Origin of the sequence: Klebsiella sp. JB_Kp042, assembly GCF_040065275.1 — a bacterium.
Taxonomy (GTDB): Bacteria; Pseudomonadota; Gammaproteobacteria; order Enterobacterales; family Enterobacteriaceae; genus Klebsiella; species Klebsiella quasipneumoniae.
In genome coordinates, this window is record NZ_JBEAJL010000015.1 from 53,687 (window position 1) to 71,087 (window position 17,401).

At 59.4% G+C, this 17,401-nt stretch carries 19 protein-coding genes and 1 riboswitch; of the genes, 15 read left to right on the top strand and 4 right to left on the bottom strand.

Features of this window, described 5'->3' with window-relative positions:
• Window position 1: 1 nt before the first annotated feature.
• The 4 genes from pduD to pduA are packed head-to-tail and all read right to left on the bottom strand — an operon-like array spanning window position 2 to window position 3,463.
• Window positions 2-676 (bottom strand): propanediol dehydratase medium subunit PduD, encoded by a 675-nt coding sequence (pduD, locus tag ABLV54_RS04525; protein ID WP_023290878.1) that lies wholly within the window; start codon window positions 674-676, stop codon window positions 2-4.
• Window positions 677-686: 10 nt separating this feature from the next.
• Window positions 687-2,351 (bottom strand): propanediol dehydratase large subunit PduC, encoded by a 1,665-nt coding sequence (gene pduC, locus ABLV54_RS04530; protein WP_004105132.1) that lies wholly within the window; start codon window positions 2,349-2,351, stop codon window positions 687-689.
• 18 nt (window positions 2,352-2,369) lie between these two features.
• Window positions 2,370-3,182 carry a propanediol utilization microcompartment protein PduB gene (pduB, locus tag ABLV54_RS04535; RefSeq protein WP_004105122.1) on the bottom strand — a complete coding sequence of 271 codons (813 nt, stop codon included), beginning with the start codon at window positions 3,180-3,182 and terminating at the stop codon, window positions 2,370-2,372.
• Entirely contained in the window at window positions 3,179-3,463 is a 285-nt protein-coding gene (gene pduA / locus ABLV54_RS04540) for a propanediol utilization microcompartment protein PduA (protein ID WP_001183618.1), read from the bottom strand. Before pduA ends, pduB begins: the two co-directional genes overlap by 4 nt.
• A gap of 525 nt (window positions 3,464-3,988) precedes the next feature.
• Between pduA and pduF the strand changes: the two genes are divergently transcribed.
• The 15 genes from pduF (at window position 3,989) to cbiM (ending at window position 17,400) form a co-directional block, all read left to right on the top strand.
• Complete coding sequence (gene pduF / locus ABLV54_RS04545) at window positions 3,989-4,789, top strand: propanediol diffusion facilitator PduF (RefSeq protein ID WP_004105118.1); 801 nt, start codon at window positions 3,989-3,991, stop codon at window positions 4,787-4,789.
• A gap of 188 nt (window positions 4,790-4,977) precedes the next feature.
• Window positions 4,978-5,889, top strand: coding sequence for a regulatory protein PocR (gene pocR, locus ABLV54_RS04550; protein ID WP_023290877.1), 912 nt, complete (start codon window positions 4,978-4,980; stop codon window positions 5,887-5,889).
• Window positions 5,890-6,190: 301 nt separating this feature from the next.
• Window positions 6,191-6,482: riboswitch (cobalamin riboswitch) on the top strand.
• A gap of 87 nt (window positions 6,483-6,569) precedes the next feature.
• On the top strand, window positions 6,570-7,949 hold the full coding sequence (locus ABLV54_RS04555; RefSeq protein WP_101881261.1) for a cobyrinate a,c-diamide synthase: 1,380 nt from the start codon (window positions 6,570-6,572) through the stop codon (window positions 7,947-7,949).
• Window positions 7,946-8,905, top strand: coding sequence for an adenosylcobinamide-phosphate synthase CbiB (cbiB, locus tag ABLV54_RS04560; RefSeq protein WP_065812362.1), 960 nt, complete (start codon window positions 7,946-7,948; stop codon window positions 8,903-8,905). Before ABLV54_RS04555 ends, cbiB begins: the two co-directional genes overlap by 4 nt.
• A 10-nt stretch (window positions 8,906-8,915) precedes the next feature.
• Window positions 8,916-9,548, top strand: a complete 633-nt coding sequence (locus ABLV54_RS04565) for a cobalt-precorrin-8 methylmutase (RefSeq protein ID WP_065812361.1) — start codon at window positions 8,916-8,918, stop codon at window positions 9,546-9,548.
• Window positions 9,545-10,684: a cobalt-precorrin-5B (C(1))-methyltransferase CbiD gene (gene cbiD, locus ABLV54_RS04570; protein WP_101881260.1), complete on the top strand. Its 1,140-nt coding sequence runs from the start codon at window positions 9,545-9,547 to the stop codon at window positions 10,682-10,684. The genes ABLV54_RS04565 and cbiD overlap by 4 nt, the downstream gene beginning before the upstream one ends.
• Window positions 10,678-11,283, top strand: coding sequence for a cobalt-precorrin-7 (C(5))-methyltransferase (locus tag ABLV54_RS04575; RefSeq protein ID WP_101881259.1), 606 nt, complete (start codon window positions 10,678-10,680; stop codon window positions 11,281-11,283). The genes cbiD and ABLV54_RS04575 overlap by 7 nt, the downstream gene beginning before the upstream one ends.
• Window positions 11,273-11,842, top strand: a complete 570-nt coding sequence (locus tag ABLV54_RS04580) for a decarboxylating cobalt-precorrin-6B (C(15))-methyltransferase (protein WP_004105104.1) — start codon at window positions 11,273-11,275, stop codon at window positions 11,840-11,842. The genes ABLV54_RS04575 and ABLV54_RS04580 overlap by 11 nt, the downstream gene beginning before the upstream one ends.
• Window positions 11,835-12,608, top strand: coding sequence for a cobalt-precorrin-4 methyltransferase (locus tag ABLV54_RS04585; RefSeq protein ID WP_087849640.1), 774 nt, complete (start codon window positions 11,835-11,837; stop codon window positions 12,606-12,608). The genes ABLV54_RS04580 and ABLV54_RS04585 overlap by 8 nt, the downstream gene beginning before the upstream one ends.
• Complete coding sequence (gene cbiG / locus ABLV54_RS04590; protein WP_101881258.1) at window positions 12,589-13,644, top strand: cobalt-precorrin 5A hydrolase; 1,056 nt, start codon at window positions 12,589-12,591, stop codon at window positions 13,642-13,644. Before ABLV54_RS04585 ends, cbiG begins: the two co-directional genes overlap by 20 nt.
• A complete protein-coding gene (locus ABLV54_RS04595) occupies window positions 13,644-14,369 on the top strand; it encodes a precorrin-3B C(17)-methyltransferase (protein WP_004105101.1) in 726 nt (241 codons plus the stop codon). The genes cbiG and ABLV54_RS04595 overlap by 1 nt, the downstream gene beginning before the upstream one ends.
• Complete coding sequence (locus ABLV54_RS04600; RefSeq protein WP_101881257.1) at window positions 14,366-15,151, top strand: cobalt-precorrin-6A reductase; 786 nt, start codon at window positions 14,366-14,368, stop codon at window positions 15,149-15,151. Before ABLV54_RS04595 ends, ABLV54_RS04600 begins: the two co-directional genes overlap by 4 nt.
• Before the next feature lie 10 nt (window positions 15,152-15,161).
• On the top strand, window positions 15,162-15,956 hold the full coding sequence (locus ABLV54_RS04605; RefSeq protein WP_044524585.1) for a sirohydrochlorin cobaltochelatase: 795 nt from the start codon (window positions 15,162-15,164) through the stop codon (window positions 15,954-15,956).
• Window positions 15,953-16,666: a cobalt-factor II C(20)-methyltransferase gene (locus ABLV54_RS04610; RefSeq protein ID WP_049013370.1), complete on the top strand. Its 714-nt coding sequence runs from the start codon at window positions 15,953-15,955 to the stop codon at window positions 16,664-16,666. Before ABLV54_RS04605 ends, ABLV54_RS04610 begins: the two co-directional genes overlap by 4 nt.
• Window positions 16,663-17,400, top strand: coding sequence for a cobalt ECF transporter S component CbiM (gene cbiM / locus ABLV54_RS04615; protein ID WP_064155013.1), 738 nt, complete (start codon window positions 16,663-16,665; stop codon window positions 17,398-17,400). Before ABLV54_RS04610 ends, cbiM begins: the two co-directional genes overlap by 4 nt.
• The last annotated feature ends 1 nt before the right edge of the window (window position 17,401 follow it).

Below are 17,401 nucleotides of genomic sequence, written 5' to 3' on the forward strand. Positions count from 1 at the left end.
ATCAAAGCGCCACGCGCAGTTCCTGCGGGTTTTTGCCCGTCACCACGTACTTGGTCTCTTTAATGTGCAAAATGGCCGATTTCGCCTGGTATTTTGGCCGCGCCATCTGGTCGTTCAGCGTCGGGACCGGTTGCGGCGATTCGCGTTTCGCATAGCGGGCGGCGTTTTTACCAATCTGGCGATAGGTTTCCAGGGTCAGCAGCGGCGCCTGGGGGAACAGCTCCAGGTTAGAGAGCGGCGGCAGCCCCTGCTGGTGAATCACCGTGGTGCCTTTTGACTGGATGCCGATAGAGATGCCGGAACCGCTCAGGCGATTGCCTTCAACGGCGACGAAGGCCACGTCGGAGGATTTAAAGCAGCGAATCACGCGCGCCTTAATGCCTTCTTCTTCAATACCGGCAATGACTTCGCGCAAAATGCTCTTATGCGGTATGCCGACGATATTGACGGTCTGCGCCAGGCCGAAAGCCGGGCCGACGGCGATAATCACTTCGTCCTGCTGGGTACCCTGACGCGCTTCGCCCACTTCCGTCAGGAAGCCGTCGCCGGCGGGCGGCGTGGCCTGGGGCGCCGCGGAGGCCGCTGGCGCAGTAAACGAGACGGGTTTATCGCTGCCCTTCATCTCGCTGAGCACGTCTTCAATTATCTGGCGCAGCAATTTTTCATTAATTTCCATTTCTCACCCCTTAATCAATCTCGTTGGGATCAAGAGCGCCAGGGATGTTTTTAATCTCTTCCCAGCGTTCGCCCTGCAGGCGATAGCCCGTTGCCGGACCGGCATAGTCGTTAACATCGTTGACGGCTGACAGCACCTGCCCATCGCCGACGATAATTGCGGAGGTATGCAGATAGTCTCCGGTCAGCTTGGCTTTCTGGATGTTGAGCATGTCCTGGGCCACGTCGGTGAACCCGCCCTGCGCCAGCGCTTTCACTACTTCCAGGCCGTTGCGGTTTTTATTGATGATTTCCTGGGCGAACTTGATGTCTTCGACGATGTTGCGCTCCGGCATATCTTTCGAACCGTGGGCGTAGGTCGCGGCTTCAACTTCTTCATCGGTAATCGGCGGCAGCCCCATTCCGGCAAAAACGGCCTGCAGCGCGCGGGCAGCCTTATTACGGATGGCGATAACATCTTCTTCGCGAACCGGACGCAGACCGCCGTCCACCTTCAGGTCGCGCTGGATGACGTTGTAGTCGTCAAAGTCTTCGGCATCTTCGTTGGAACCGGCGAACATGTTGTCGTAGTTCGGCACCGCGGAATAACCGGAAGAGATAAAGTCGGTCCCCGGCAGAAACTGCATCAGCAGGCGCGCGGTACGACGCATATCGGAGTGGGTGAAGGTCTGGTCGTTACTGGAGGCGCACTCCAGATCCAGCGACGAACAGATCAGGTTTTCCGCCAGCACCGCGCGAATGCCGGAAGGCACCGCAGACGGCACGCCGATGCAGCTAACGGAACCGTTTTGCAGGCCCTGTACGCCCGCGGCTTTGGTGATGTAGATGCAGCGCGCTTCCAGGTAAAGCATGGATTTGCCTTCGGCGTAGCCCATCTGCACTTCGGAGCCGGAGCCGGAGGTGAAGCGCATTTTCAGACCGCGAGAGGCGTAGGAGGAGGCTAAGAAACCCTTCGACCACGGCGTGTCGTCGCCGTCGGTAAAGACCGGTTCGGTACCGTAGACGGAGATGGTTTCGGCGTAGCAGGTGTGGCCCAGCATGCCGAGCTTCAGCTCGGTGGCTTCTTCCAGCGAGCACTGAGTCAGTACGCCCGGACGGCCTACCTGCGAGCCGACCAGCAGCGCGATGGCGTTGAACGGCGCGTAGCGCGCTACCGCAACGGTGGTTTCCTGTTCGTCAAATCCGCGCCATGCGCCTTCGGCGGCGTCGGCGGCAATCTGTACCGGGTTATCTTTGACGTTGGTGACGTGCGCCTGCTGGGATGGGGTGCGGCGGGCGCGCATTTTCTGCATCGCCATCATCATCTCAACGACGTTCATATGCGAAACCACTTCGACAATTTTTGCCGGCGTCATCGCGGTGGTCAGCGGGACGATTTCGCTGCGTTTAACGTTCGGATCGCACAGCATGTTGGCCAGCTTGACCGAATCCATCGCCATCACTTCTTCGGCGCGATTCAGGTTGATACCGTAGCGGGCGATAAAGTGGTCGATCAGGTCAAAATCGCTCACCGGTTTCCCGTCCAGCTCGGTCACCGCGCCGTTAACGATTTTTATCGACGGTTTCGGATCGTTCGGGCTTTCCATCGCGATAAAGCCTTCTTCGATCCACTCCTTAACGAAGCCGTCCTGATTCACAGGGCGTTTCGCCAGTGCTTCAAATCTTTTCGATCTCATGAATCAGCCTCGTGGGTATCAGATGTAGGACGGGCGATCGTTTTTCGGTTCAGAACCGAGGGTCGCAAGGACGGTTTTACCGATTTCGCGCGCGGAGGTGACTGCCTGGCGGACCGCGCCGGAGTCGCCGGAAATCACCAGGATGGCTTCGTTACTGAAGCTGGTGCCGTGCGCCGGAGAGCTATACGCCACGACTTCCACGTTGGCTGACTTCAGGGCGGTATCGGCCATCAGCACGCCAACGGAGGCCGGTGCGCCGACAATAATGCCGCAGGCGCGGCCAATCGGCGCGCCGAAGGCTTTTTCCAGGGCGTAGCTGGCGCGGGCGGTGTACTGCAGCTCGATATGTCCGGCTTCATTGCCGTAAACATCGCCGAAGGTGCGGTCGAGCTCTTTCAGCGCCACTTCAATCCCGCGCTTAACGTCGGACACGTCGTTGCCGCCTAAAATAATCAGCGAACCGTGGCCCGCGCCGCCTTTGGTATCGCGCGGAAGCTCAATGCTGACCACTTCGGTGTTGGTGGCTTTCACCGCTTCGTCCGCCGCCATAATGTGCGGGCCTGCGCCGGTACGGGCGCCGAGAATGCCGATGGAGCGATAGCGCTTTTCAAGCTTCATCGCGTCCAGCAGGGCGGTATCGACGTTGGCGATAACCAGACCCAGGGTGTCGCCAATGGCGGTCCCGACAAATTCCGTTAAACTGCAGCTTTTTTCTGCCATAGCCGTCTCTCGTATTGGATGGTTTTCAGTAGGGATGGCCTGCTGTTCCGGCGTTGCCACGCGGGCAATCACCTGAGCCATGATCTGTTCAACCAGCTCATTGCTACTCATTGGCTAATTCCCTTCGGTAAGATTTTTTCTACATCGGTGTGAGGGCGTGGGATGACGTGTACGGCTTTCACTTCACCCACGTTACGTGCGGCGGCGGCGCCCGCATCGGTGGCCGCTTTTACCGCGCCAACATCGCCGCGCACGATGACGGTTACCAGCCCAGAGCCAATCTTTTCATAGCCCACTAACATCACATTGGCTGACTTAACCATTGCATCAGCGGCCTCTATGGCTGCGGTTAAGCCTTTGGTTTCTACCATTCCTAGTGCTTCTTGTTGCATAAAGACCTCGCATGGAGTGTTCCGATAGTGGGGACTATAAGAAGATGCGAGGAAAAAGAATGGCTGACTTCAATGTGATGGTGAAAAAATAGTGGGTATTGGATAAGATAAAATTGTCGTTTATTTATTTAACTGTTTGATGTTATTTATTATTTTTATTTGTTCTGATGTGATTATCTTGTTTTGTATATTCCATATTTACAAATTTGTTCATGACGGTTTTAATTTAATCTGCTATGCGCGAGAATCTGATTTGTGATGTTTGTTGGAAAACGATGAACTGGTTTTAGCAATATTTTTGCATGCCATGGCGTTGGCATAATGGCGAAAGCCGCGCGTGAGCAATGCAATTCTGCGTTATTTAATGACAATAATTTGTTATTGATACCCGAATTTTCCGGAGGCTGCCGTCAGCAGGTTGCCAACAATTTGCGGACGGGAGTTCATATAGTGGTGCGCGTTGTACTCTACTGCCAGCAGGATGTTGGCTGGTCAGGACACGAACTCTGCTAAGAAGGTGTCACCATGAATGATTCGTTAAAAGCGCAATGTACCGCCGAGTTTCTGGGCACCGGGCTGTTTTTGTTTTTCGGCATCGGCTGCCTGAGCGCGTTAAAGGTGGCGGGCGCCAGCCTCGGACTGTGGGAGATATGCATTATCTGGGGTCTGGGGATCTCGCTTGCCGTCTATCTGACGTCGGGGATCTCCGGCGGGCATCTCAACCCGGCGGTGACCGTCGCTTTATGGCTGTTTGCCTGCTTTCCCGGACGAAAAGTTTTCCCCTATATCGTTTCACAGGTTGCCGGCGCCTTTGGCGGCGCGGTGCTGGCCTATGTGCTGTACAGCACGATGTTTACCGAGTTTGAATCCGCCCACCATATCGCGCGCGGCAGCGTAGAGAGCCTGCAGCTGGCGAGTATTTTCAGCACCTACCCGGCGGCATCGCTGAGCATCTGGCATGCGGCGCTGGTTGAAGTGGTGATCACCTCCATGCTGATGGGGATGATTATGGCGCTGACCGACGACGGCAACGGCGTGCCGAAAGGGCCGCTGGCCCCGCTGCTGATCGGCCTGCTGGTGGCGGTGATTGGCGCGTCAACCGGGCCGCTGACCGGCTTTGCGATGAATCCGGCGCGTGATTTTGGGCCGAAGCTGTTTACGTGGATGGCGGGTTGGGGCGATATCGCGATGACCGGCGGAAGGGATATTCCGTACTTTATTGTGCCGATTATTGCGCCACTGATCGGCGCCTGTCTCGGCGCGGCCATCTATCGTTATCTGATTGGTAATAATCTACCGTGTAATACCTGTAAATTAGAGGATTAAGGTCACGGCTGAAATAGCCAAAAATTTTCATGAACCGGTATCACGAACTGGCCAAAAACGTCTCCCACGGATGGGAGACTTTTGCTATCGTATTATTCTTTTATCGTTGGCGGCAATGGATGATGAAAGGAAGTAAATATTAAAGAAATGTTTTATTTATAACAAAAAATTAACTGAGAGGTTTTATCATGATTTCTGCGAGCACACTGAACTCAGAACTCATTAATAAAATCGCACAGGATTTTGCGCAGGCCACCAGTCTGGCGGTGGTGGTCGTCAATATTCATGGTGATGAAATATCTGAACTGTTTAACTTCACCCCTTTTTGCCAGCTGATGCGCCAGCATCCCCAGCACAGCACCCGCTGTCGAATGAGCGACCGCTGCGGCGGGCTTGAGGCGTCTAAAACCGATCAGCTCTGTATCTACCGCTGCCACGCCGGGTTAACCGATTTCTCCATTCCTCTGGTCATTGCCGGGCACCTTGTGGGCTTTGTGCTTTGCGGCCAGGTGCGCTTAAGCAACGATGTTGAACTGGTCGATATTCTCAACGTGGATGACCGCTGGCAGGCCGACCCCGAGCTGCTTAAAGCGTTTCGCGACGTGCCGGAAATGGACTACGCCAGAGTGATTGCTTCTGCTGATTTACTGAAGCTTATCGTCGAAAACTGCCTGAAAAAACAGCTCAACTTTGTGGTGATTAAAGATAATCCCCAGCAGCCGGAACCTGCGCGCGCCAGCCGGGTCGCCAGCCCTCATGACAGCAAAATGAAGAAGGCGCTGCGCTACATTGACGCCCATTTATCCGACGAGCTTCGCCTGGAAGACGTCGCCGCTCACGTCTATCTCAGCCCCTATTACTTCAGTAAGCTGTTCAAAAAATATCAGGGTATCGGCTTTAATGCCTGGGTGAACCATCAGCGGATGGTGAGCGCCAAAGAGCTGCTATGCCACAGCGACTGGAGCATCGCCAGCATTGCGCGGAATTTAGGATTTTCGCAAACAAGCTATTTTTGCAAAGTTTTTCGCCAGGCCTATCAGGTGACTCCGCAGGCCTATCGCCAGCAAATTAACGCCAGATCACAAACTGAGTCAGTTTAAATGACAATAATTTGTTATCGCCAGTTTTTGTTATACCCGCGTATCCTGCTCATTCTAAAATGAAAATATCTCATTCACAGCAATAAATTGTCATAGCGCAACAAAATAATAATGAGAGAACGATAAACTGCACCAGTTTTTATTTATTTGATGGGATAGAGTGATATCCGAAACGGCTTTCAGCGCGCCATCGGCGTAATGAAATAGCTTTGGTATTTAAAAATTAAGCACGACGGAAGCCATTCTGCTTCCGTAAGATGTTCCGGGAATCATTCGAGTGGGTTTCATCCCGCTCGAATCATGACGGACTAAACCGACAGGCGCCAGGGAAGGGGGTGTGAATCCCCCGCAGCCCCCGCTGCTGTGATGCTGACGAACCCATATATACGCTAAATAATTCGCGTTGTAGGAAGGCGGCAAGCGAGTGAATCCCCAGGAGCTTACACAGGTAAGTGACTGGGGTGAACAAGTAAAGCCAACGCACATACAACGTGAAGTATGACGGGTATGACCACTGATCTGCTTAGCGGATTGGGAAGGATGGGAGAGGACGACGCTAAGCCAGAAGACCTGCCTGTCGGTAATAATCAACAACTTCGGTGGGAAGTGGGTTGCTCAGATGCGTACAGTCGAAAGACTGGGAATGCACGCAGCCCTACCACCCGGCACAGGATCGGGGTATGGCAGCCAGGCAGCACGCATTTATTCTCGCAGGTACCGGCAGCGGTTGTGGTAAAACCACCGTTACGCTTGGTCTGCTCAGCCTGTTGAAGCAGCGCGGCATGCGGGTTCAGCCCTGCAAAGTCGGCCCGGACTACCTCGACACCGGCTGGCACACCGCCGTCAGCGGCGTCGCTTCCCGCAACCTCGACAGCTTTATGCTCCCGGAGCCGGTGCTTAACGCGCTATTTTGCGAACAGATGCAGCGGGCGGATATCGCGGTCATTGAGGGCGTGATGGGGCTGTATGACGGCTTCGGTACCGACCCGGGCTACTGTAGCACCGCCGCGATGGCTAAACAGCTCGGCTGTCCGGTCATTTTGCTGGTAGATGGCAAAGCGGTTTCCACCTCCATCGCCGCCACGGTGATGGGATTTCAACACTTCGACCCCAGCCTCAACATTGCCGGCGTTATCGTCAACCGCGTCAACAGCGAATCCCATTATCAGCTTCTCAAAGGCGCCATTGAACGCTATTGCGGGCTGCCGGTGCTCGGCTACGTACCGCGAATGGAAGGGGTGGCGTTACCCGAACGCCATCTGGGGCTGGTTACCGCTCGCGAGTCGCTGGTTAACCAGCAGCCGTGGCGCGATTTTGCCCATACGCTGGCGCGAACCCTGGATATTGAACGGCTTCTTACCCTCAGCCAGCTCTCCATTCTGCCCACCGGGGAGTGGCCGGCGCTGCCGTCCCCTGATGCTGGCGCGGGCCTGACGCTGGCGCTGGCCGACGACGAGGCCTTCAACTTTTACTACCCGGATAACCTCTCGCTGCTTGAACGCTGCGGAGTGAATATCGTGCGCTTCAGCCCGCTGCGCGATAGCGAGCTGCCACCGTGCCAGATGATTTGGCTCGGCGGCGGCTATCCGGAAATTCATGCTGCCGCGCTGGCGGCCAATACGCCGATGCTGGCGCTGCTGCGGGAGGCGCACCGGCGCGGGGTGGCGATTTACGCTGAATGCGGCGGTCTGATGTATCTCGGCAGCTCCCTGGAAGACGCCAGCGGTGATATCTACCCGATGGCCAACCTTATTCCCGGCCATAGCAAAATGGGCAAACGGCTTACCCGCTTTGGCTACTGCGAGGCGCGGGCGATGCGGCAAACGCTGCTGGCGGCGCCCGGCGAAACCCTGCGCGGGCATGAATTTCACTACTCGGATTTTACTCCCGAGTCCCCGGCGGTTCTGGCCTGCCGCAAGGTCCGCGACGGTATGACCCTTCAGCAGTGGTCCGGCGGCTGGCAGGTGGGCAACACGTTCGCCAGCTATCTGCACCTGCACTTTGCGCAGCGCCCCACCATGCTTAACCACTGGCTGGCTGCGGCAAGGAGCGCGCTATGACGCTGCTGGCATGGGGCGTTGCCTGGCTCCTCGATTTTATCATCGGCGATCCGCAGAGCTGGCCGCATCCGGTGCGCTGGATTGGCAGCCTGATCGCCGCCGTTCAGCGCGGCGTGCGCCGCTATTGCCGCAGCGATGTCGCCCTGCGCGTCGGCGGCGGGGTGATGTGGCTGGTGGTGGTCGGGCTAACGTGGAGCGTCTGCTGGGGCGTGCTGACGCTGGCGCAGAGGATTCATCCGTGGCTTGGCTGGCTGGTTGAGGTCTGGATGATTTTCACCGTGCTGGCCGGACGCTGCCTGGCGCAGTCGGCGCGGGACGTCGAGCGCCCGCTGCGCGCGGGGGATCTGGCGGAAAGCCGCGTCAAACTCTCATGGATTGTCGGGCGCGACACGACGCAGCTTGCGCCGCAGCAGATTAATCGCGCGGTGGTGGAAACCGTCGCGGAGAACACCGTTGACGGGATTATCGCGCCGCTCTTCTTCCTGCTGCTCGGCGGCGCGCCGCTGGCGATGGCCTATAAAGCGGTCAACACCCTGGATTCGATGGTCGGCTATAAGCACGAAAAATACCGCGCCATCGGCATGGTCAGCGCTCGCCTCGATGATGTCGCCAACTTTATCCCCGCTCGCCTGAGCTGGCTGCTTATCAGCCTCGCCGCGCTCCTCTGCGGTGAAGCGGGCGGCCGCGCGCTGCGCATCGGCTGGCGTGACCGCTACAACCACAGCAGCCCAAACTGCGGATGGTCGGAGGCCGCCGTCGCCGGGGCGCTCGGCATCCGGCTTGGCGGCCCTAACGATTACTTTGGACAGCGCGTGGAGAAGCCGTGGATTGGCGAGGCGACGCGCGATATTTCCGTAGACGATATTTCCCGAACGATTCGACTGATGTGGGTGTCTTCGACCCTGGCGCTGGCGCTGTTTATGGCGGTCCGGTTCTGGCTGGTCGGCGCTGCCTGAGGACAAATGAATGCACTATATCCAGCAACCGCAGGCGATTGAGGCGAAAAGCTTCGACATTATTGGCGACATTATTGCGCAGACCCGCCCGGACTACCGCTTTGCCAGCCCGCTACACGAAGCCATTATCAAGCGGGTGATCCACACCACCGCCGATTTTGACTGGCTGGATATCCTGTGGTTTTCACCCGACGTGCTTCCTCGCTTAAGCGCCGCCCTGAGCCAGCCCTGCACGCTTTATACCGATACCACCATGGCCCTTTCCGGGATCAATAAAACCCTGCTGGCGAAATTCGGCGGCGAGTGCCGCTGCTATATCAGCGATCCGCGGGTGGCGGCGGAGGCCAAAGCGCAGGGGATGACCCGCTCGATGGCGGCGGTCGATATTGCGGTTGCCGAAGAGGGCGAGAAGGTGTTTGTTTTCGGCAATGCGCCCACCGCGCTGTTTCGTCTGCTGGAGCATGATGTCGCGGTCAACGGCGTGATTGGCGTGCCGGTCGGCTTCGTCGGCGCGGCGGAGTCGAAAGAGGCCCTGACGCAGAGCGGCCTGCCGGGCATTGCCGCGCTGGGTCGTAAAGGCGGCAGCAACGTCGCCGCCGCTATCGTCAACGCCATTCTGTACCACTTACAGGGGGCGAGATGAGCGAGCAATCCTTCGACGCCCCGGTGTGGCACAACGGCAAGGCGCTGCGCAAAGGCTATACCACCGGATCCTGCGCGACGGCGGCGGCAAAGGTCGCGGCGCTGATGGTGATGCGCCAGCACCTCATTCATCAGGTCTCCATTGTGACTCCTTCCGGCGTCACCCTGTGCCTTAACGTCGAATCGCCGCACGTCGAAGGGCAGCAGGCGATCGCCGCGATTCGTAAAGACGGCGGCGATGACGTTGACGCCACCCACGGGATGCTGATTTTCGCCCGCGTGACGCTCGACGACTCCGGCGAGATAACCCTGCGCGGCGGCGAAGGTATTGGCACAGTCACCCGCAAAGGGATCGGCCTGCCCATCGGCAGCCCGGCGATTAACCGCACCCCGCGCCACACCATTGAGTCGGCGGTGCGCGAAGCGATAGGCCCGTCGCGTGGGGCGACGGTAGACATTTTCGCCCCGGAGGGCGAGGCGCGGGCGCAGAAAACCTATAACTCGCGGCTCGGGATCCTGGGTGGTATCTCGATTATCGGCACCACCGGTATCGTGACGCCGATGTCGGAAGAGAGCTGGAAGCGTTCGCTTTCGCTGGAGCTGGAAATTAAGCGCGCGGCGGGGCTGGAGCGGGTGGTGCTGGTGCCGGGCAACCACGGCGAGCGCTTCGTACGCGAGCAGATGGGCATCGACTCGCAGGTGGTGGTCACCATGAGCAACTTCGTCGGCTACATGATTGAAGAGGCCGTCCGCCTCGGGTTCCGCCAGATCGTGCTGATTGGCCATCCCGGCAAGCTGATTAAAGTCGCCGCCGGGATCTTCCACACCCACAGCCATATCGCCGATGCGCGCATGGAAACCCTGGTCGCGCATCTGGCGCTGCTGGGCGCGCCGCTGGCGCTGCTGCAGCTGGTAAGCGAATGCGATACCACCGAAGCGGCGATGGAGCACATCGACGCGTACGGTTTTCAGCATATCTATCACCATCTTGCTGAACGCATCTGCCTGCGGGTGATGCAGATGCTGCGCTTTACCAAAACGCCGCCCGTCTGCGACGCCATCATGTTCTCCTTTGATAACAAGGTCCTCGGCAGCAATCGCCCGATCGCCGAGATTGCGCGGGAGATGTCATGTTAACGGTGGTTGGCATGGGGCCGTCAGGCCTGCATTTGATGACGCCGGCGGCGCGGGACGCGGTCGCCAGCGCGGACGCGCTGGTCGGCGGCAAGCGGCATTTGCAGCAGTTCCCTGAGTTTGACGGCGAACAGTTTGCGCTGGGCGCCAATATTGCCGAACTGCTGGTCTGGCTCGGCGAACGCGCAGCGCAGAAGGTGGTGGTGCTGGCCTCCGGCGACCCGCTGTTTTACGGGATCGGTACGCGGCTGATCGCCCACTTTGGCATCGAGCGCGTGCGCATTATCCCCGGCATCAGCGCGGTGCAGTATCTCTGCGCGAAGGCCGGTATCGATATGAACGATATCTGGTTGACCAGCAGCCACGGGCGGGACGTCTGTTTTGATGAGCTGGCGCGCCAGCGCAAGGTGGCGATGGTGACCGACGGGCGCTGCGGGCCGCGGGAAATCGCCGCCCAGCTGGCGGCGCGGGGTAAAGGGTATCGCTGGATGGTGATTGGCGAAAATCTGGCGATGGATAACGAGCGGATCCACTGGCTACCGGTCAGTGAGGTCGATGCCGAATATGAGATGAACGCGGTGGTGATCCTCGATGAAAGATGAGCTTTTTTTGCGCGGCGAGAAGGTGCCGATGACCAAAGAAGCGGTTCGCGCGCTGGCGCTGGCCAAACTTGAACTGCACCGGGCAAGCCACCTGATTGATATCGGCGCCGGTACCGGCAGCGTGTCGATTGAGGCGGCGCTGCAGTATCCCTCTTTGCAGGTAACCGCCATCGAACGCAACCCCGCGGCTCTCCGGCTGCTGGACGAAAATCGCCAGCATTTCACCTGCGGCAATATTGAGATCCTGCCCGGTGAAGCGCCGATGGTGATTACCGAGCGGGCCGACGCCATTTTTATGGGCGGCAGCGGCGGCCGTCTCGACGAACTGATTGACTGGTCGTGGCAGCAGCTCTATCCCGGCGGCCGTCTGGTGATGACTTTTATCCTGCAGGAGAACCTGAACGCGGCTCTCGACTATCTGCAGCAGCGGGGGATTACACAGATTGATTGCCTGCTGCTGAACGTTTCATCGCTGACCGCGCTGGGCAGCGGCCACTATTTCAAACCGAATAATCCCGTTTTTGTTATCGCCTGTCAGAAGGAAGAAAACCATGGCTGAGACATTTGACCCCCGTAGTGTGTGGTTCGTTGGCGCAGGGCCGGGCGACCGTGAGCTAATTACCCTCAAGGGCTACCGCTTGCTGCAGCAGGCCCAGGTGGTGATCTACGCCGGGTCGCTGATAAACACCGAGCTGCTGGAGTATTGTCCGCCCGGCGCCGAGTGTCACGACAGCGCCGAACTGCATCTGGAGCAAATTCTCGACCTGATGGAAGCCGGCGTTAAAGCCGGGAAAACGGTGGTGCGTTTACAGACCGGGGACGTGTCGCTGTACGGCTCGGTCCGCGAGCAGGGCGAAGAGCTGACCAAACGCGGTATCGACTGGCAGGTGGTGCCGGGCGTCAGCGCGTTTCTGGGCGCGGCGGCGGAGCTGGGCGTCGAGTACACCGTGCCGGAAGTCTCCCAGAGCCTGATCATCACCCGCCTTGAAGGGCGCACGCCGGTACCGGCGCGCGAGCAGCTTGAATCATTTGCCAGCCACCAGACTTCAATGGCGATTTACCTTTCCGTGCAGCGCATTCACCGGGTAGCGGAGCGCCTGATTGAAGGCGGCTATCCGGCAACCACGCCGGTGGCGGTTATCTATAAAGCGACCTGGCCGGAAAGCCAGACCGTACGCGGTACGCTGGCGGATATCGGCGACAAGGTACGCGAGGCGGGGATCCGCAAAACGGCGCTCATTCTGGTCGGGAATTTCCTGGGCGCTGAGTATCACTACTCAAAACTCTACGCGGCGGACTTTAGCCATGAATACCGTAAAGCCTGAATCAATCGCGCTTTTCTGCCTGACACCAGGGGGCGTTCGGCTGGCGAAACGGCTGGCGGCGATGCTGCCGTTAACCTGCTTTACCAGCGAGAAGCTGCTGGAAGAGGGGTTTCTTCCCTTTGAAAACGGTTTTGCCAGCGCCGCGCGGGAGGCCTTCAGCAGCTATTCGGCGCTGATTTTCATCGGCGCCACCGGGATCGCGGTACGCGTGCTGGCCCCGCTGGTGAATGATAAGTTCAGCGACCCGGCCGTGGTGGTGATCGACGAACGCGGCCAGCACGTCATTAGCCTGCTTTCCGGCCATGCGGGGGGCGCGAATGCCCTGAGCCGCTATCTGGCCGGGATGCTCGGCGCCGACCCGGTGATCACCACCGCCACCGACGTCAACGAGTTGGCGGCCCTGGATACGCTGGCATTCCAGCTTAATGCCCGGATGAGCGACTTTCGCGCGGCGGTGAAAACCATCAACCAGATGCTGGTCAGCCATCAGCGCGTCGGTTTGTGGTGGGACGACGAGCTGGATGAAGACGTCCGCCACTGCGACCGGCGGGGGTTTATCACCGTGACCGATCTGCACCAGCTTCCCGAGCTGGATGCGCTGGTCTGCGTCACGCTGCGCAACGAACTGCCGCCGATCGCCGTCCCGCACTGGAAGCTGGTGCCGCAGCGGGTGGTCGCCGGCATTGGCTGCCGCCGCGATACGCCATTCCCGCTATTAGCGGCGCTGCTGGCGCGCCAGCTTGAGGCGCAGCGCCTGGATCCGCTGGCGCTGAAAGCTATCGGCAGCGTCACGTTGAAGCAGCACGAGCAGGGGCTGATTCAGCTGGCTTCCTGCTGTCGCGTACCGTTCGAAACCTTTCCCGCTGATGCCCTGCGCGAGCATGAGCATCACTTTCCCGCTTCATCGTTCGTCAGAAAAACCGTCGGCGTGGGGAGCGTATCCGGTCCGGCGGCCTGGCTGCTGAGCCATGGGCAACTGTTAGGCGAAACCCTGCGCGAACAGGGCGTCACTATTACTTTGGGAGTTTCACACTGATGTTAAGCGTAATCGGAATCGGCCCTGGCTCGCAGTCCATGATGACCATGGAGGCCATTGAAGCGCTGCAGGCGGCGGAAATCGTCGTTGGCTATAAGACCTACACGCACCTGGTGAAAGCCTTTACCGGCGATAAGCAGGTGATCAAAACCGGGATGTGCAAAGAGATTGAGCGCTGCCAGGCGGCGATTGAGCTGGCGCAGGCCGGGCACAACGTGGCGCTGATCAGCAGCGGCGACGCCGGTATTTACGGCATGGCCGGCCTGGTGCTTGAACTGGTCAGCAAGCAGAAGCTGGATGTGGAAGTCCGCCTGATCCCGGGAATGACCGCCAGCATTGCCGCCGCCTCGCTGCTGGGCGCGCCGCTGATGCACGACTTCTGCCATATCAGCCTCAGCGACCTGCTGACCCCGTGGCCGGTGATTGAAAAACGCATTGTCGCCGCCGGGGAAGCCGACTTCGTCATCTGTTTTTACAATCCGCGCAGCCGCGGCCGCGAGGGCCATCTGGCGCGCGCCTTTGAGCTGCTGTCGGCCAGTAAAAGCGCGCAGACCCCGGTGGGGGTCGTGAAATCCGCCGGACGTAAAAAACAGGAGAAATGGCTGACCACCCTGGGGGAGATGGATTTTGCACCGGTCGATATGACCAGCCTGGTGATCGTCGGCAACAAAGCGACGTATATCCAGGATGGCCTGATGATCACGCCGCGAGGCTACGTGCTGTGAGCCACGGCGAGGTGCTGGTGATGGGCGGAACCAGCGACGCGAGGGCGCTGTGTCAGCAGCTTGACGCGGCGCAGATCCCCTACACCCTGTCGGTGGCGACGCCCACCGGCCAGCAGCTGGCGGGGGATATTCGCGGCCAGGTGCGCTGCGGGCGCCTCGAGCTGGAGGAGATGATCGCCTGGCTGAAAGCTAACCGGACCCGCTGGGTGATCGATGCTTCGCACCCCTACGCCGAAGCGGTAAGCCGCAATATCGTCCGGGCCTGTGAAACCGCCGGCGTGCTGCTGAGCCGCTATCAGCGCCCGGAGCAGCTGAGCGGCCTGACGCATCCGCTGCTCTATACCGTGGAGAGCATTGAACAAGCCTGCGAGGTGGCGCGGCATTTCGGCCAGCGCGTGCTACTCACCACGGGAAGTAAAGATCTGGCGCGCTGGCGGGCGGGATTAGGCGACAAAACGCTGCTGGCCCGGGTGTTGCCGGTCGCCGATGTCATCGCCCAATGCGCCGCGCTGGGGTTTGGCGTTGGCGAGATTTTCGCCCTGTGCGGGCCGTTCAGCGCCGAATTCAACGCCGCTTTCTACCGCCAGTGCCGGGCCGACGTGGTGATCACCAAAGCCTCCGGCGCCGAAGGCGGCTATCAGGAAAAAGTACAACCCTGTCTGGATGCCGGTATCCCCTGCATCGTGATTACGCGCCCGGCGCCGCTGGTGACGGGTGAAGAGTTACTGGAAAGTCAGGCTGCCTTTGCCCGGCGCTTAGCGCGCTGGCTGGCCGCTGCTTAAGGAGTCCGAAATGAAAAAAGCGCTTCTGGTGGTCAGTTTTGGCACCAGCTATCACGACACCTGTGAAAAGAATATCGTCGCCTGCGAGCGCGAGCTGGCGGCCAGCTGCCCGGACCGCGACACCTTTCGCGCCTTCACCTCCGGGATGATTATCCGCAAGCTCAAGCAGCGCGACGGTATCGAGATTGATACGCCGCTACAGGCATTGCAGAAGCTGGCCGAGCAGGGCTACCAGGATGTGGCGATTCAGTCGCTGCACATTATCAACGGCGATGAGTATGAAAAGATCGTCCGCGAAGTGCAAAGCCTGCGCCCGCTGTTCCTCCGCCTGACGCTGGGGGCGCCACTGCTGAGCAGCCATAACGATTATGTCCAGCTGATGCAGGCGCTGCGCCAGCAGATGCCGCCGCTTGCTGCCGATGAAACGGTGGTCTTTATGGGCCACGGCGCCAGCCATCACGCTTTCGCCGCCTACGCCTGTCTGGATCATATGATGACGGCGAAGGGATTTCCGGCGCGGGTCGGCGCGGTCGAGAGCTATCCGGAAGTCGATATTCTTATCGATAGCCTGCGCCAGCAGGGGGTGAAGGGCGTGCACCTGATGCCGCTGATGCTGGTGGCCGGCGATCACGCCATTAACGATATGGCCTCGGACGAAGAGGACTCCTGGAAAACGCTGTTCAACGCCGCCGGTATCACGGCGACGCCCTGGCTGAACGGGCTGGGAGAGAATCCGGCGGTGCGCGCAATGTTCGTCGCTCACCTGCAGCAGGCGCTGAGCCTGGCAATGGAGGAGGCGGCATGAGCGGCAAACTGTATGCCTTAAGTACCGGCCCTGGCGCCGCCGACCTGATCACCGTGCGCGCGGCGCGGGTGCTGGGCAAGCTGGACATTCTCTACGCGCCCGCCGGACGTAAAGGCGGCGACAGCCTCGCGCTCTCCATCGTGCGCGAGTATATCGGCGAACGGACCGAAGTGCGCTGCTGTCATTTCCCGATGAGCGCCGACAGCGCGGAAAAAGAGGCGGTGTGGGATGAGGTTGCCGCGGCGCTGGTTCAGGAAGTGGAAGCGGGCAAGCAGGTCGGGTTTATTACCCTCGGCGACGCCATGCTGTTCAGCACCTGGGTGTTCTTACTCCAGCGTATCGGCTGCCCGGAGTGGCTGGAGATTGTTCCTGGCGTCACCTCTTTCGCCGCCATTGCCGCGCGTTCAAAAACGCCGCTGGCCATGGAGCAGCAATCGCTGGCGGTGATCTCCTGCACCGCGCCGGAAACGGAAATCGAGCAGGCGCTGCGCCAGCATGAAAGCCTGGTGCTGATGAAAGTGTACGGGCGGTTTCCCCGCATCAAAGCGCTGCTGGCGAAAAACGGTCTGCTGGATGCCGCGCTGATGATGTCCGAAGCCACGCTGCCGGGCGAGCAGTGCTGGCGCCATCTCCGTGACGTCAGCGACGACCAGCCGCTGCCCTATTTCTCGACCATTCTGGTCAATAAACAGTGGGAGTATGCAGAATGAAACTTGAACAACAGCTAAAACAGCTGTCTTTCAGCGGGTTAGCTGCGGCGCTATTGCTGATAGTGGTTCCCGAAAAGGCTTTCGCGATGCACATCATGGAGGGGTTTTTACCGCCGATGTGGGCCCTGGCATGGTGGCTGCTGTTTTTACCCTGCCTGTGGTACGGGCTGGTGCGCCTGCGCCGCATTGTGCAGGAAGATAACAATCAGAAGGTGCTGCTGGCGCTGTGCGGGGCGTTTATTTTTGTCCTCTCGGCGCTGAAAATTCCTTCCGTAACCGGCAGCTGTTCCCACCCGACCGGCGTCGGCCTGGCGGTGATTCTCTTCGGGCCTGGCGTGGTGGCGATCCTTGGCGCCATCGTACTGCTGTTCCAGGCGTTGCTGCTGGCGCACGGCGGGCTGACGACGCTCGGCGCGAACGGCATGTCGATGGCGGTCATCGGGCCGGTGGTCGGCTATATGGTGTGGAAAATGGCCTGCCGCGCGGGCATTCGCCGCGACGTCGGGGTGTTTCTCTGCGCGATGCTGGCGGATCTGGTGACCTACTTTGTCACCTCCGTACAGCTCGGCTTGGCCTTTCCGGATCCCGCCGCCGGCGCGAGCGGATCGATCGTCAAGTTTATGGGGATCTTCTGCCTGACGCAGATCCCGATCGCCATTGCTGAAGGGCTGTTAACCGTCATGATCTACGACCAGTTGACCAAACGTCAGCTGATTACCGCACAGGGGCATTAAC